Source organism: Brachybacterium sp. AG952 (genome assembly GCF_004362645.1).
GTDB classification, from domain to species: Bacteria; Actinomycetota; Actinomycetes; order Actinomycetales; family Dermabacteraceae; genus Brachybacterium; species Brachybacterium conglomeratum.
The window spans coordinates 1-13,157 of the sequence record NZ_SNXV01000003.1 but is presented as its reverse complement, the minus strand read 5'-3'; the positions used below and the strand labels follow the sequence as shown (position 1 = coordinate 13,157).

The following is a 13,157-nucleotide window of genomic DNA, read 5'->3' as shown; positions in this document are numbered from 1 at the left end:
GGCAGGCGCCGTTGGAGCCCGCTGCCGCCCTGGGGACGGCGGGGCGCTGTGGAGGAACGGTCAGGTCCCCCGGTCCGGGATCAGTCGAGGCCGAGCACGACCAGCCACTGCCGCCAGAACGCGGCGGCGATCACGACGACGACCAGCAGATACCACAGCACGGTCAGCAGCACCCAGCGGCGCAGCAGTCCTGCGAGCGGGGCGGGCGGCTTCAGATCGCCGTGCTCGATCGTGCGGGCCAGGGTCGCGAAGAACATCGGCGCGGTGACGGTCCAGATCACCATGCACCAGGGGCACAGCGCACGGATCACGAAGATCGCGGAGATCGCGAGGAAGTGGATGTAGCCGAAGGCGAACGTCATCCCGCCGAGCCTCGCCCAGCGGAACCAGGTGGGCAGCTGCGTGCCGGAGACCATCAGCGCACCGGCCGCGGCCATGATCGCGAATCCGGCGAGTCCGATCGCCATGTTCGGGATGCCCAGCGCCGAGGACTGCCAGGTCATCATCACGTTGCCGCAGGAGATGAAGGGGTTCACGTCGCAGCCGAGGCTCGCCCCGGGGTTCGCGAGCAGGAACTCCTTGCCGACCTGCAGCTCGAGGGAGGCGATCCAGCCGATGATCCCGCCCAGCAGCAGCACCAGGCCGGCCAGGCGGCTGCTCGCCCGCGGGCGGGAGGCCCGTTCGGCCGCGAGCTCGGCGTCGATCTCGGCGCGCAGCGCGGCGTCGTCGGCAGGGGCAGGCTCCGGCGTGGAGGCCGCCCCGATGGCGGACGTGTCGGTGTTCTTCTCGCTCATGGGCTCGGCTTCCGTGCGATGTGACGGGCTGGAGGATTCAGACGACGGGATGCTCGCGGAACCACTCCGCGAGGCGGGCGTTGCCCTCGTCCATGCTCACACGCGGCGTCCACTGCAGCATCTCGCGCGTGCGGCGCTGGTCGAACCAGTGCGCGGTGGACATCTGCTCGGCGAGGAACTCGGTCATCGGCGGCTCGTCGTGGCCCGGGCGCTTCTCCCACACCCGCTCGATGAGCCGCCCGGCGAGGCGGGCCACGCTGCCGGGGACGCGCAGGGTCGGGGCGGGCACGCCCGCGGCCTCGCACCAGCCGGCGAAGACGTCGCGGACGGTCCGCGGCTCGCCGTTGGAGATCACGAAGCTCTGCCCGTGCACGTCCGCGATCCGGTCGTGCGCGGCGACGATCGCGTCGGCGGCGTTGGTGACGTAGGTGGTGTCGATCAGGGCCATGCCCTCGTCCAGCAGCGGCAGGCGGCCGCTCGCGGCGCGGTCGACGATCCGCCCGACGAGCTGGGTGTCCCCCGGCCCCCACACGATGTGGGGGCGGATCGAGGTCACGGAGATCCCGTCGTCCCCGTCGGCGTCCATCGCGAGCAGCTCGGCGGCCGCCTTGGTGCGGGCGTAGGGGCCGCGGGCCCGTTCCGGATCGGCGGGGGTCGCGTCCAGGCCCACGATCGCGCGGCCCAGGTGCGCGGCCGACGGGGTGGAGACGTTCACGAGGGTGCCGCCGCCGTTCGCGCGCAGCGCGTCGAGCACGTTCTCGGTGCCGCCGATGTTGATCGCCCGGTACTCGCTCTCGGGACCGGAGATCGACACCTTCGCCGCGAGGTGGACGACCGCGTCCGCGCCCTGCACGGCGCGGCGCACCTCGTCGGCCTCGGTCAGGGAGCCGCAGACGTCCTCGACGCCGTCGATCCCGGCGGGACGGCGCTGGAAGGCGCGGACCGTGGCGCCGCGGTCGCGCAGGGCGGTCGCGACCGCGCCGCCGAGCATGCCCGAGGCGCCGGTGACCAGAACGGTCGGGGCGCTCACAGAGCCTCCGCCCGCTCGCCCCGCAGGGTCTGCTCGGACCAGCGCGACAGCGCCGCGCGGTCGATCTTCGAGTTGTGGCGGATGTCGGTGGGCAGCGCCCGGGTCTCGAACACGGCCACGACCTCGACGCCGGCGCGCTCGCGCACGGCACGGCGCACGGCCTCGGAGAGGGAGGGGGCGGCGGGCTTCGGGCGCGCCGCCTTCCCGGGCCGGTGGCCGTCCTCGGTCTCGAGGATCACGACGACCTGCTGGGTGCCGCGGGGGCCGACGACGGCCGCGCCGGCACGGCGCACGGTCGGCACCGCCTCGGCGGCCTCCTCGACCTGGACGGGGGTGAACAGCCCGTCGGCCGTGGCCAGGACGTGCGCGGCACGGCCCTCGACCCACAGCCGTCCGGCCGTGTCGAGGTGGCCGACGTCGCCGGTGGCATGCCAGCCCTCGAAGCGCATGGAGGTGTGCGTGGTGCCCCAGAGCATGAGGTAGCGGTCGCGCACGTGCGGGGCGCGCACGAGGATCTCGCCGGTCACGCCGGCCTCCTCGGTGATCTCGCCGGTCGTGCGGCCCTCCTCGTCCATCACCGCGACCGCGATCTGCACGCGCGGGACGGGGGTGCCGACGCAGACGCCGGAGCCGGGGCCCGCCGCTTCGATGCCCTCGAGGTCGATCGCGGCGACGGCCAGGCACTCGGTCATGCCGTAGGGGGTCAGCGCCTTCGCCTCCGGCATGATCTCCGCCAGCCCCTGCAGCAGGTGCGAGGGGATCGGGGCGCCGGCGGAGAAGAAGCTCGCGGCGCCGGCCATCGCGGCGCGACCGGCCTCGTCGAGCTCTCCCGCGGTGTCCAGGATGTTCCGCAGCGCGGCGGGGGCGGTGAACACGGCGGGGCGGCCGAGCGCGCCGATCGCGGCGGCCAGCGCCGGGGCGGTGAGCTCTCCGGGACGGGTGATGTCCATGTCCGGCACCACCGTCGGAGCGCCGAGGGCGGGGCCCAGCAGCGCGAAGGTCGCGAAGCCGGCGACCAGACCCCGCTCGGGAGCGAGGTCGAGGGTGTCGCCGACGGCGGCGAACATGGCGCTGAGCTGGCGATGCGTCATGACCGCGCCCTTGGCGGGGCCGGTCGAGCCGGAGGTGAACAGCACCGCCGCGTCGGAGTCGGGGTCCGGGTGGGCCACGTCCAGCGGGGCGCCGAGCTCGCGCTGGAGGGCGCCGGAGCGGGCGAGCTCCGCGATCGACGTCTCGACGCCGAGGGCGGCGCGGTCCACGGTGGGCAGCTGCTCGACGCTGATCCGTCGGCCGGGCCAGCCCATCGCGCGGGCGCCGACGAGAGCCTTCGGGATGCCGATCAGCCAGTCGATGTGGGAGCCGATCACGGCGCGGGTCAGGCCCTGGGTGCCGAGGCCCGCGTCGGCGACCACGGCCACCGCACCGATCCGGAAGCAGGCGTAGAGCACGCCGGTGAGGTCGGCGCCGGGGGTGATCAGCAGGCTGACCCGGTCGCCGGGGCGGACCCCGTGGCCGAGCAGGCCCGCGGCGATGTCCTCGACGCGGCGGTGCAGCAGCGACCAGGAGATCTCCCGCGTGCCGCCGTCCTCCTCGGCGCCTAGCTCGACCACGGCCGGCCGATGGGCGTGCACCGGGTCCGCGGCCAGGCGCGCGACCGGCTCGCCGATCGGGGCGGCGGGCACCTGCTCGGCGGCGTAGGAGGAGACGGGGCGCCGGGCCGGGGCCTCGGTGCGGGGCGTGCCTGCGGCGGAGAAGGTCGCCTCGAGCCACTGGGCGACGAGCCCGGCGACGTCCGCGTCCTCCCACACCAGGTGGGAGGCGCCCTCGAAGCGGTGCACGTCCGCGTGCGGGACGCGCTGGATCAGATCGCGCAGGAAGCGGTCCGAGAAGGTGATGTCGCGCGGGCCCCAGGCGAAGAGCGTGGGGACCTGGAGGTGGGTGAGCCCCTCGGCGACACGGTCGAGGGTGGCGCGGGAGGGGTGGTCCGCGGCGGCGGGGATGTCGGCGACGAACTGGTCGATGCCGCGGCGGCGCGAGCGGGAGCGGTAGGGCGCGAGATAGGCGTCCTGGATCTCCGTGGGCAGCGACGGCTTCGACAGCGACAGGGTGGTGCGCAGGAAGGCGTCGGTCAGCGAGGTCGAGGCGGTGCGGAAGCCGGGGGTGGTCGCGAGCTGCAGCGCCTTCGGCAGCGCCTCCTCGATCCGCTGGTGCACGCCGGTGTTGGTGAGGATCATGCCGACCACGTCGTGGCGGTTGTCCAGCGCCCAGCCGGTCGAGATCAGCCCGCCCCAGTCGTGGCCGACGGTGACGACCGGCCCGTGCAGCGACAGCGCGTCGGTCAGCAGGGAGAGGTCGGTGATGCGGTCCTGGTAGCGGCGGGTCACGCCGGTGCGCTCGGAATACCCCATCTCGAGCTGGTCCACGGCGATGAGCCGCCAGGGGATGTCCTCGCGCACCAGGGAGCGGAACAGGAAGGACCAGGTGGGGTTGCCGTGGACGGCCAGCAGGGTGCCGTGCGGGGTGATGCCGCGCTCGGCGAGCCAGGGGCCGGAGTCCAACAGATGCCACCGGCGCAGCTCGCCGGTGTGGTCGCGGACCTGCTCGGTGCGGTGCAGCACCGGGTCCAGGCCCGGCACGTCGGGGATCTCGGGGGTGCTCTTCACCACTGGACCTCCATCATCGCCGTGTTCAGTCCGGAGCCGACGCCCATCAGCAGCACCCGCTGGCCGCGTTCGATGTCGTCCTGGATGTGCGCGAGGGTCATCGGGACCGCCTCCGCGGCGATGTTCCCCCAGTCCGGGAAGGTGACGGGGATGCGCTCCATCCCCACCCCGGTGATCTTCGAGAAGTTGCGGGTGTAGACCATCGAGACCTGGTGCGGGATGACGTAGTCGACGCCCTTGAAGTCGAGCCCGGAGGCGTTGGCGGCCTTCCAGGTGTCCACGATCAGGTTGATGCCGTTCTCGAGCAGGCCGTTGGAGTCCGTCCGCATGTCCTCCATGTTCGCCACGCACAGCTCGTGGTGCTCGGTGCCCGAGCGCGCCTGGGTGACCTTCAGCCGGTGACCCTCGGGGTGCTCGTCGGCCGGGCCCAGCACGGCGGCCGCGGCGCCGGAGCCGAGGGTGAGCGAGGCGAACTGGTTGTTGAAATCGGCGCGGGTCGAGCCCTTGGTGTTCAGGCGCTCGATCGTGCCGCGCTGGACGTCCTCGACGTCCTCCGCGCCGACGATCAGCGCATACTTCACCTGGCCGGAGTCGATCATGCCGGCGGCCATGGTCATGGCGTTGACGAAGCCGAGGCAGGCGTTGGTGATGTCGAAGTTCATGCAGGCCGCCGGCAGGCCGAGCGAGTGATGGATGCCCGTGGAGACCGCGGGCTCGAGGTGACGGCGGGAGACGGAGGCGTTGATCAGCAGGCCCACCTGGTCGCGCATGATCCCGGCCTTGGCCATCGCGCGCTCGGCGGCGAGCACGACGCCCTGCTTCCAGCCGTTCTCGCGGTCGCGCCACCACTTGCGCTCGTAGACGCCGGCGACGCGCTGCAGCACGCCCTTGGGCAGGCGCAGCCGCTTGCGGGCCGGGGCCAGCATCTCGTCGATCTCGTCCGAGGTCACCGTCACCTGCGGCAGAGTCCCCTCGACCGCCAGCAGGCTCGTGTTCGAGTGGACGATCCCTGTGTTGCCGTTCCCCATCTGCCTGCGCTACCTCGTCGTTCGATCAGTTCGTGTGCTTGTCGTCGATGCATGGCGGCCGCGCGGAGCCCGGCACATGCCTCTGCCATCCTCCCACCGGAGCCTGGGGAGTCCCTCAGGGGGTGGCGGATCCCACGTCCCCGTCCTCGAGGTGGTGACCGAGGTGGTGGCGGGCGAAGGCGAGGGACTGACGCAGCGTGCGCTCGCGCGCGACGGGGTCGCGGCTGGTGGTGACCTCCAGCAGCACCGAGCCTTCCCAGCCGCGGTTGGCGAGGCGCCGCAGCACCTCCGCACAGGGCTGGTTGCCCTCGCCGGGCGGCAGGTGCTCGTCCTTGGTCGTGTTGCCGGACCCGTCGGCGAGGTGGAGGTGGGTGAGCCTGTCGCCGAGCCGCTCGATCATCTCCAGCGCGTCGTCCCCGGCGGTCGCGGCGTGGGAGAGGTCGACGGTGACATGGGCGTAGTCCTCGTCGGTCGGGTCGTGGTCGGGGAGGTAGTTCAGCACCTCGCGCACCCCGAGCCGCCAGGGGTACATGTTCTCGACCGCGATCGCGATGCCGTGCTCGTCCTCGAGGCGGGCGACGCCCTCGACGAAGCCGCGCGCGTACTTGCCCTGCCACCGGAACGGCGGATGGGCGACGATCGTCGGGACGTCCAGCGCCTTCGCGATCTCGATCGTGCGCTCGATCTTCACCCAGGCGTCACGACCCCACAGCCCCTGCAGGAAGAACAGCGTCGGGGCGTGGAGGGAGAGGATCGGCAGGCCGTAGCGGCGGGAGTACTCCGCCAGCAGGTCCGGGTCCTGGCTGTCGCGCGGATAGGAGACCATCACCTCCATGCCGTCGTAGCCGATCTCGGCGGCGAGGCGGAACGCCTCCTCCACCCCCGAGGGGAACACGGAGGAGGTGGACAGGCCCACGGGGATGCGGCGGCGCGGCGACTGCTCGCTGCGCGGATCCCCGGCGGACAGACGACGGGACAGCGCCTCGCGCGCCCCGCGCTGCGCGCTGTTGGGGCGGGTGAACGGCTTGCGGCCCCCGTTCGTGGACGGGTTCTCCGACTCGCTGTCGCGGCGTGGACTCACGGCACCTCCTGGGCTGTCTCGCGAGGCAAGTATGCACCGTCGCGCGCCCCTAGACTCGTCCGCATGCCGGTCCGAGTACTCACCCCGACGGACGCCCTCGCCTACAGGCTGCTCACCTCCAGCGCCTTCGGCGGGTCCGTCGATCCCGATGACCCCGCCGCCTCCGCGCCCCTCTCCCCCGGTCAGACCGCGCTCGGGATCGACTCGGCGGCGCTGCCCGGCGGAGCCGAGGGGGTGCTCGCCGCGGCCGCGCGGATCCGGCACGACGAGATCTCCCTCGGCGGCGGCCGGGTGCGCTGCGGCGGCATCGCCGGGCTCGCGGTCCATCCCGCGCATCGCGGCGACGGGCTGTTCGCCGAGCTGCTCGCTGCGGTGCTCGCCCGCTGCGACGAGGAGTCCCTGCCGGTCTCGATGCTCTATCCCTCGAACCCCGAGATCTACCGCCGCCACGGCTATCAGGTGGTCGCGCGCGTCGAGACGCTCGAGGTGCCGCTGGTGGACCTGCAGCGCCTGCGGTCCGTGCCCGGCCGGCGCACCGTCCCGGTCACCGCTGCGAGCATGCCGCGCGTGCGCGCCCTGTACGAGGAGCTCACGGCCGGGGACAACGCCATGCTGCGTCGCCAGGGGCCGCTGTTCCCGGACGGGCTCCCTGGCCACGGCTGGGAGGCCGTGCTGCTCGTCGGCGCGGACGGCCTGGATCGCGGCTACGCCTCCTGGACCCGGCGCAGGGGCGAGGGTCCCGGTCTCGAGGTCCACGAGGTGCTGGGGCGGGACCGGGAGGACCTCCGCGCCCTGCTGCGCGTAATCGGCTCCTGGTCGACGGTGACCGAGTCGGTGCGGCTGCGCGTGCGGACGGAGGATCCCGTGCTGGACGTGCTGCCCGGAGGCGGCGCCCGGCCCGCCGGCGGGCCGGTGCCGATCGTGATGATGAGGGTGGTCGACACCGCGGCCCTGCTCGAGGCGCGGCAGGCACCGGCCGGGCTCTCCGGCGCGCTGCGGCTCGAGATCACGGACGACACGGTCGCCGCAGGCACCTGCCGTGCCGCGGGACTCTTCGACGTGCACGTGGCCGACGGGCGCGTCCGCGCCGTCCCGGTCCCGGAGCGCGGGGCGGCATCGGCGGAGTCGTCGGCCGGGCCATCGGCCGCCCATTCACCCGAGGCGACCGCGGGAGCGGTCCTGCTCGACGTCCACGCGGCCTCGCTGCTGCTCGCCGGCGGCCGCTCCCTCGCCGACGCCCGTCGGACGGGACTACGCGCCGAGGCCGACGCGCCCGCCGAGGCGCTGCTCGACGCGCTGCTGGCCGGCCCCCGGCCGAGCGTGCTCGACGCGTTCTGAGCCCGCGCATCCCGCCCCTCCGCGCCTGACCCTGCGCCCCCTTCCCCGACCCACCGCGACCCCGGAGCACCCCACCCATGGCCAAGCTGCACTTCAAGTACGGAGCGATGAACTCCGGGAAGTCCGACACCCTGATCAAGACCGCCTACAACTACGACGAACGAGGGCTGGCGACCCTGACGGTCAAGCCCGCCCTGGACACCAAGGGCGAGGACCGGGTGGTGGCCCGCGGCGGGGCGAGCCGGCGCGTGGACGTGCTCGCCCATCCGGGCGAGGACCTGCGGGAGCGGGTCTCCCGGGCCGCCGACGAACGGGGCCTGCGGCCGCTGCACTGCGTCCTCGTGGACGAGTCCCAGTTCCTCGAGCCACTGCAGATCGACCAGCTCTTCCGCATCGCGAAACAGGACGCGATCTCGGTGATCTGCTACGGGCTGCGCACCGACTTCCGCACCACGACCTTCCCCGGGGCGCAGCGGCTGTTCGAGCTCGCGGACAACGTCGAGAAGCTGCCGACGATGTGCCGCTGCGGCGCGCAGGCCGAGTTCAACTGCCGGCGCATCGGCGAGCGGTTCGTGTTCGAGGGCGACCAGGTCGCGATCGACGACGGTGACCACGGCGTCGTCACCTATATGTCGCTGTGCGGGAACTGCTTCATGGACGAGCAGCGGCGCGCCGGCATCACCGTGCTGGGGTGAGGCCGGCGCGCCGCTGCGCGTCGGGGCGGTCCCGTCGGACCCGGGGCGCGCTCAGGAGCTGAGGGGCTTGTCCTCGCCCACCTCGGCGTCGCCGCCGGCGGCCGCGCTGCCGGCTGCGAGGTCCGTGTCGGCGGAGGCGTCCGCGACCTTCGCCGCGTCCTCGTCGAGGGTCGCGTCGGAGCTGTTCGAGAGGCGCTCCTTCGCGGCGCCGGCCGCGCCGACCACCGCTCCCTGGGCGGCGGAGGCGACCTCGGGGGCCTTGTCCTTGACGGTCCCGGCGGTGTCCTGCGCGACGCGGGTCGCGGTGTCCTTGGCCTGCGTCGCGCGGCGCTGGACCTCGGGATCGTCGGCGACCTGGCGGGCAGTGCGCTCGAGGGACTCGTAGGGGCCGCGGCCCGCACGGGACCCGATCACGAAGCCGATGCCGAGACCGGCCAGGAAAATGAACTTCTTCATCGATGCCTCCAGTGGCGTCCGGGTGGTGTGTGGTGCGGTGTGCTCCCGCATCGTGTCACAGTCGCCGGGGCGCTCGGAGGCGGATGCTGACCGGACGGTCCGCGCGGAGTCGTCCCGGAACCGTCCCGATCCGGTCACAGGATCTCCACGCCTGCGCGCCGCGCGGGCCCGCCGCGGGCCCGCCGAGGACCTACGATCGGGGTGACGGGCGATGGTGCCCGCGCCGTCGCCCCCGAGGGTCCGGCGAGATCCGTGATCGAGGAGAAGACCCGCGTTGTCCCCCGTGCCCCAGCCCTCCGACCGCGACGCCCTGCGCACGACCGCCCTCACCGCCGAGGACGTCGCCGCCCAGGTGCGCACCTGGGTGCAGGACGCCGCCGGACGCGAGGTCCCGGCCGCCGCCGGACTCCTCTCCGACCTGCTGCGCGATCCGAAGGGGCTCGACTTCACCCTGGCCTTCGTGGACCGGGTGATCCGCCCCGAGGACCCCCGCGCCGCGGCGGTCGAGCTGCGTCGCCTCGCCCAGGACCCGCCGGCCTTCCTCCCCGCCCCGCTGCGCCGCGTCGTCGGCCTCGGCGGCGCCGCCTCGCGCCTGGCGCCCTCGGTCGTGGTGCCCACCGCCCGCGCCGCCATGCGCAGGATGGTCTCCCATCTGATCCTCGACGCCCGCCCCGGGCCGCTGACCGCCTCCCTCTCCCGGCTCACGGCCGACGGGACGACGCTGAACATCAACCTGCTCGGCGAGGCCGTGCTCGGCGCGCAGGAGGCGGCGAGGCGCCTCGCGGGCGTGCACGAGATCGTCTCCCGGCCCGACGTCGACTACGTCTCGATCAAGGTGTCCTCGATCGTGGAGCACCTGCCGCTGTGGGGCGCGGCCGAGACCGTCGACCACGTGGTCGAGACGCTGCTGCCGATCTATCTCGACGCCGCCCGCACCGACTCCCCCACGTTCCTGAACCTCGACATGGAGGAGTACCGGGACCTCGAGCTGACCCTGGAGGTGTTCGAGACGCTCCTGGACCGTCCCGAGCTCGCCCAGCTCCACGCCGGGATCGTGCTGCAGGCCTATCTCCCCGATGCGCCGAGGGCGATGGCGCGGGTGCGCCGCTTCGCCGAGCGCCGGGTCGCGGACGGCGGCGCGCCGGTCAAGGTGCGGCTGGTCAAGGGGGCGAACCTCGCGATGGAGAAGGTCGACGCCTCGGTGCACGGCTGGCCGCAGGCCCCGCTGCCCTCGAAGCTGGAGACCGACGCGCAGTACAAGCGGATGCTGCTCGAGGCGATGGACCCGGGCCGGCTCGAGGCGGTGCACCTCGGCGTCGCCGGTCACAACCTCTTCGACGTCGCCTTCGCCCACCTGCTCATGGCCGAGCGCGGGATCCCCACCGGTCCCGGGCACGGCGTCGAGTTCGAGATGCTCGCGGGCATGGCCCCGGGGCAGCAGGCCGTGGTGCGGGAGGCGACCGGGACGATGCGCCTGTACGTCCCGATCGTCCACCCCCGCCACTTCGACGTGGCGGTCTCCTACCTGGTGCGTCGTCTGGAGGAGAACGCCTCCTCGGAGAACTTCCTCTCCGCGGCCTTCGACCTCGACTCCTCCGAGGAGCTGTTCGCCCGCGAGCAGGACCGTTTCACCCGTGCCCTCGACCTCGCCCGGAGCGAGGACGCCCCGGACACGCACCGGGTCCAGGACCGTGCGGCGGAGACCGGAGCGCGGCTCGAGCTGGGCAGCCTCGCGCTGCCCGCGGTGCCCGGCGCCTTCCACGGCACCCCGGACACCGATCTGTCCACAGCCGCGAACCAGGAGTGGGCAGCCGGCATCACCCATCGCATCCGCGGCTCGGAGCTCGGCGTCGAGGAGTCCCGTGCCGCGCGTCTGACCACCACGGACGAGGTCGAGACCACGGTGCAGGCGGCGCTCGCGGCGCAGCCGGCCTGGGCCGCGATGCCGGTCGAGAAGCGTGCCCTGGTGCTCCGCCGAGTCGCCGGCACCCTGGCCGCGCACCGCGCCGACCTGCTGGAGGTGATGGCCTCCGAGACCGGGAAGACCTTCGAGCAGGGCGATCCCGAGGTCAGCGAGGCGATCGACTTCGCGCTCTTCTACGCCGAGCAGGCCGAGCGCCTCGCCGCGCGCCGCGACCTCGCGCTGACCCCGCGCACCCTGACGCTGGTCACCCCGCCGTGGAACTTCCCCGTCGCGATCCCGACCGGCGGGGCCCTCGCCGCGCTGGTGACCGGCAGCGCCGTGATCATGAAGCCGGCCCCGCAGGCGCGACGCTGCGGCGCACTGCTGGGACGTCTCTTCCTCGAGGCCGGGGTGCCGGAGGGCGTGTTCACGCTCGTGGACGTGCCCGAGGACGAGGTGGGTCGCTCCCTCATCGCCCATCCCCGGCTCGACCAGCTGATCCTCACCGGCGCCTACGACACCGCCGCCCTGTTCGCGTCCTGGCGCCCCGATCTGCGGATCCTCGCCGAGACCAGCGGCAAGAACGCGATCGTCGTGACCCCGCAGGCGGATCTCGACCTCGCCGCCCGGGACGTGGCGCTGTCGGCCTTCGGCCATGCCGGGCAGAAGTGCTCCGCGGCGAGCCTCGTGATCACCGTCGGCTCCGTCTCCCGCTCCCGCCGCTTCAACGCGCAGCTCGCCGACGCGGTGCTGTCCCTCGAGGTCGGCGAGCCCGTCGACCCGACGGTGCGGATGGGGCCGATCATCGAGCCGCCCGGCGATAAGCTCGCCGCGGGCCTCACCGAGCTCGGGGAGGGCGAGACCTGGCTCGCCGAGCCGCGCCGGCTCGACGAGGAGGGACGGCTGTGGACGCCGGGCGTGCGGATCGGCGTGCGCGAGGGCTCCGCCTTCCACCGCACCGAGTACTTCGGGCCGGTCCTCGGCATCATGCACGCCGACACCCTCGAGGACGCCGTGCGGATGCAGAACGGCACCGATTACGGGCTCACCGCGGGGCTGCACTCCCTCGAGCCCTCCGAGATCGCCTGGTGGACCGAGCACGTCGAGGCCGGGAACCTCTACGTCAACCGGGGCATCACCGGCGCGATCGTGCAGCGACAGCCCTTCGGCGGCTGGAAGCGCTCCGCGATCGGACAGACCGCGAAGGCGGGCGGCCCGCACTACCTGCTGCACCTGCAGGACCTCGCCGACTCCGCCTCCGTGCCCTCCCGCGCCGAGGACCCGCAGGCCTGGCTCGAGGCGGCGCGCGCCTCCGACCGCGAGGAGATCGACGGGTTCTTCGCCCCGCGCGACGAGCAGGAGGTCCACGGCGAGATCAACCTGCTGCGCCACCTGCCGCTTCCGGTCATGGTGCGCGCGGCCGACGGGACGACGCCGGTGGAGCTCGAGCGGGTGCTGCACGCCGCCCGCATCGCCGGCGCCGAGGTCGAGGTCTCGGTCGCCGACGAGGCGCTGCTCCCGACCGCGCAGGCCGCGGGCGCCGGCGCCACGGCCCCCGCTGACGGGGGCCCCGGTGCCGAGGGCTCCGGTGACGGGGGCTCCGACTCCGAGGACTCCGGCACCGCCTCCTCGCGCAGGGCGAAGCCCGCTGCCACCGCCGCCGGCACGTCGACGTCGGTGCCCGTCACGGTCGTCCATGAGGACGCGGCGACCTTCGCCGCCCGTCTCGGCAGGCTCGCCCAGCGCCGCGTGCGCGTGATCGGCGAGGTCGACGACGCACTGCGGGCCGCGCACGCCCAGCGCGTGGAGGTCGCCCTGTTCACCGGTCCCGTGCTCGCCTCGGGTCGCGTCGAGCTGCTGACCTTCCTGCAGGAGCAGGCGATCAGCGCGACGAACCACCGCTACGGCAACCCGCTGCCGCACCCCCTGGACCTCACCGGCGGCAAGGGCTGGGCCCGCGGCCCCCGCTGACCCCACAGGCCCAGCCCCGTCCCGTCGGCCGGCCTGCCCCCGCCGGCCCGGCCGCCGCCCGGACGCCGGCACATCGAGTGGCAGGTTTCGATCGGTATCACTGAGGCCGCCTCAACGGGTGAGTGCGACTCCTGAGGAGGGAGTTGCTGATGTTGCCTGCGTCGTTTCGAGCGGAGGTCATCGAGGCAGTCATAGCCG

Annotated in this window: 9 protein-coding genes; 3 read left to right on the top strand and 6 right to left on the bottom strand. The window is 73.6% G+C overall.

All coding sequences use genetic code 11. The annotated features are described in order from the left end of the window. Positions 1 to 80 precede the first annotated feature (80 nt). The 5 genes from DEU31_RS08285 to DEU31_RS08265 all read right to left on the bottom strand — a co-directional run bounded on the left by DEU31_RS08285 (position 81) and on the right by DEU31_RS08265 (position 6,596). A complete protein-coding gene (locus DEU31_RS08285; RefSeq protein ID WP_166649443.1) occupies positions 81 to 794 on the bottom strand; it encodes a vitamin K epoxide reductase family protein in 714 nt (237 codons plus the stop codon). Between the two features lie 37 nt (positions 795 to 831). Continuing rightward, positions 832 to 1,824, bottom strand: a complete 993-nt coding sequence (locus tag DEU31_RS08280) for an NAD-dependent epimerase/dehydratase family protein (RefSeq protein ID WP_133676790.1) — start codon at positions 1,822 to 1,824, stop codon at positions 832 to 834. Continuing rightward, positions 1,821 to 4,490 (bottom strand): alpha/beta fold hydrolase, encoded by a 2,670-nt coding sequence (locus tag DEU31_RS08275; protein ID WP_133676789.1) that lies wholly within the window; start codon positions 4,488 to 4,490, stop codon positions 1,821 to 1,823. The genes DEU31_RS08280 and DEU31_RS08275 overlap by 4 nt, the downstream gene beginning before the upstream one ends. Continuing rightward, positions 4,484 to 5,515: a 3-oxoacyl-ACP synthase III gene (locus tag DEU31_RS08270; RefSeq protein WP_010551714.1), complete on the bottom strand. Its 1,032-nt coding sequence runs from the start codon at positions 5,513 to 5,515 to the stop codon at positions 4,484 to 4,486. The genes DEU31_RS08275 and DEU31_RS08270 overlap by 7 nt, the downstream gene beginning before the upstream one ends. Before the next feature lie 115 nt (positions 5,516 to 5,630). Next, positions 5,631 to 6,596: a sugar phosphate isomerase/epimerase gene (locus DEU31_RS08265; protein ID WP_133676788.1), complete on the bottom strand. Its 966-nt coding sequence runs from the start codon at positions 6,594 to 6,596 to the stop codon at positions 5,631 to 5,633. 63 nt (positions 6,597 to 6,659) lie between these two features. Here DEU31_RS08265 and DEU31_RS08260 point away from each other — a divergent pair, with 63 nt between their 5' ends. Together DEU31_RS08260 and DEU31_RS08255 are read left to right on the top strand one after the other, a co-directional pair. Then, positions 6,660 to 7,934: a GNAT family N-acetyltransferase gene (locus DEU31_RS08260; protein ID WP_133676787.1), complete on the top strand. Its 1,275-nt coding sequence runs from the start codon at positions 6,660 to 6,662 to the stop codon at positions 7,932 to 7,934. A 77-nt stretch (positions 7,935 to 8,011) separates the two neighbouring features. Further along, on the top strand, positions 8,012 to 8,629 hold the full coding sequence (locus DEU31_RS08255) for a thymidine kinase (protein WP_133676786.1): 618 nt from the start codon (positions 8,012 to 8,014) through the stop codon (positions 8,627 to 8,629). A 51-nt stretch (positions 8,630 to 8,680) separates the two neighbouring features. On the opposite strand, the gene DEU31_RS08250 is transcribed toward DEU31_RS08255, so the two are convergent. Then, on the bottom strand, positions 8,681 to 9,085 hold the full coding sequence (locus DEU31_RS08250) for a hypothetical protein (RefSeq protein WP_133676785.1): 405 nt from the start codon (positions 9,083 to 9,085) through the stop codon (positions 8,681 to 8,683). A gap of 283 nt (positions 9,086 to 9,368) precedes the next feature. Here DEU31_RS08250 and DEU31_RS08245 point away from each other — a divergent pair, with 283 nt between their 5' ends. Then, the gene (locus DEU31_RS08245) at positions 9,369 to 12,959 is read left to right on the top strand and encodes a proline dehydrogenase family protein (protein WP_133677039.1); all 3,591 of its coding nucleotides are present in this window, start codon (positions 9,369 to 9,371) and stop codon (positions 12,957 to 12,959) included. The last annotated feature ends 198 nt before the right edge of the window (positions 12,960 to 13,157 follow it).

Bases quoted from the DNA above. Each gene is read 5' to 3' on its own strand.
- DEU31_RS08260 (WP_133676787.1), top strand. From the start codon at position 6,660: ATGCCGGTCCGAGTACTCACCCCGACGGACGCCCTCGCCTACAGGCTG.
- DEU31_RS08270 (WP_010551714.1), bottom strand. From the start codon at position 5,515: ATGGGGAACGGCAACACAGGGATCGTCCACTCGAACACGAGCCTGCTG.
- DEU31_RS08285 (WP_166649443.1), bottom strand. From the start codon at position 794: ATGAGCGAGAAGAACACCGACACGTCCGCCATCGGGGCGGCCTCCACG.
- DEU31_RS08250 (WP_133676785.1), bottom strand. From the start codon at position 9,085: ATGAAGAAGTTCATTTTCCTGGCCGGTCTCGGCATCGGCTTCGTGATC.
- DEU31_RS08255 (WP_133676786.1), top strand. From the start codon at position 8,012: ATGGCCAAGCTGCACTTCAAGTACGGAGCGATGAACTCCGGGAAGTCC.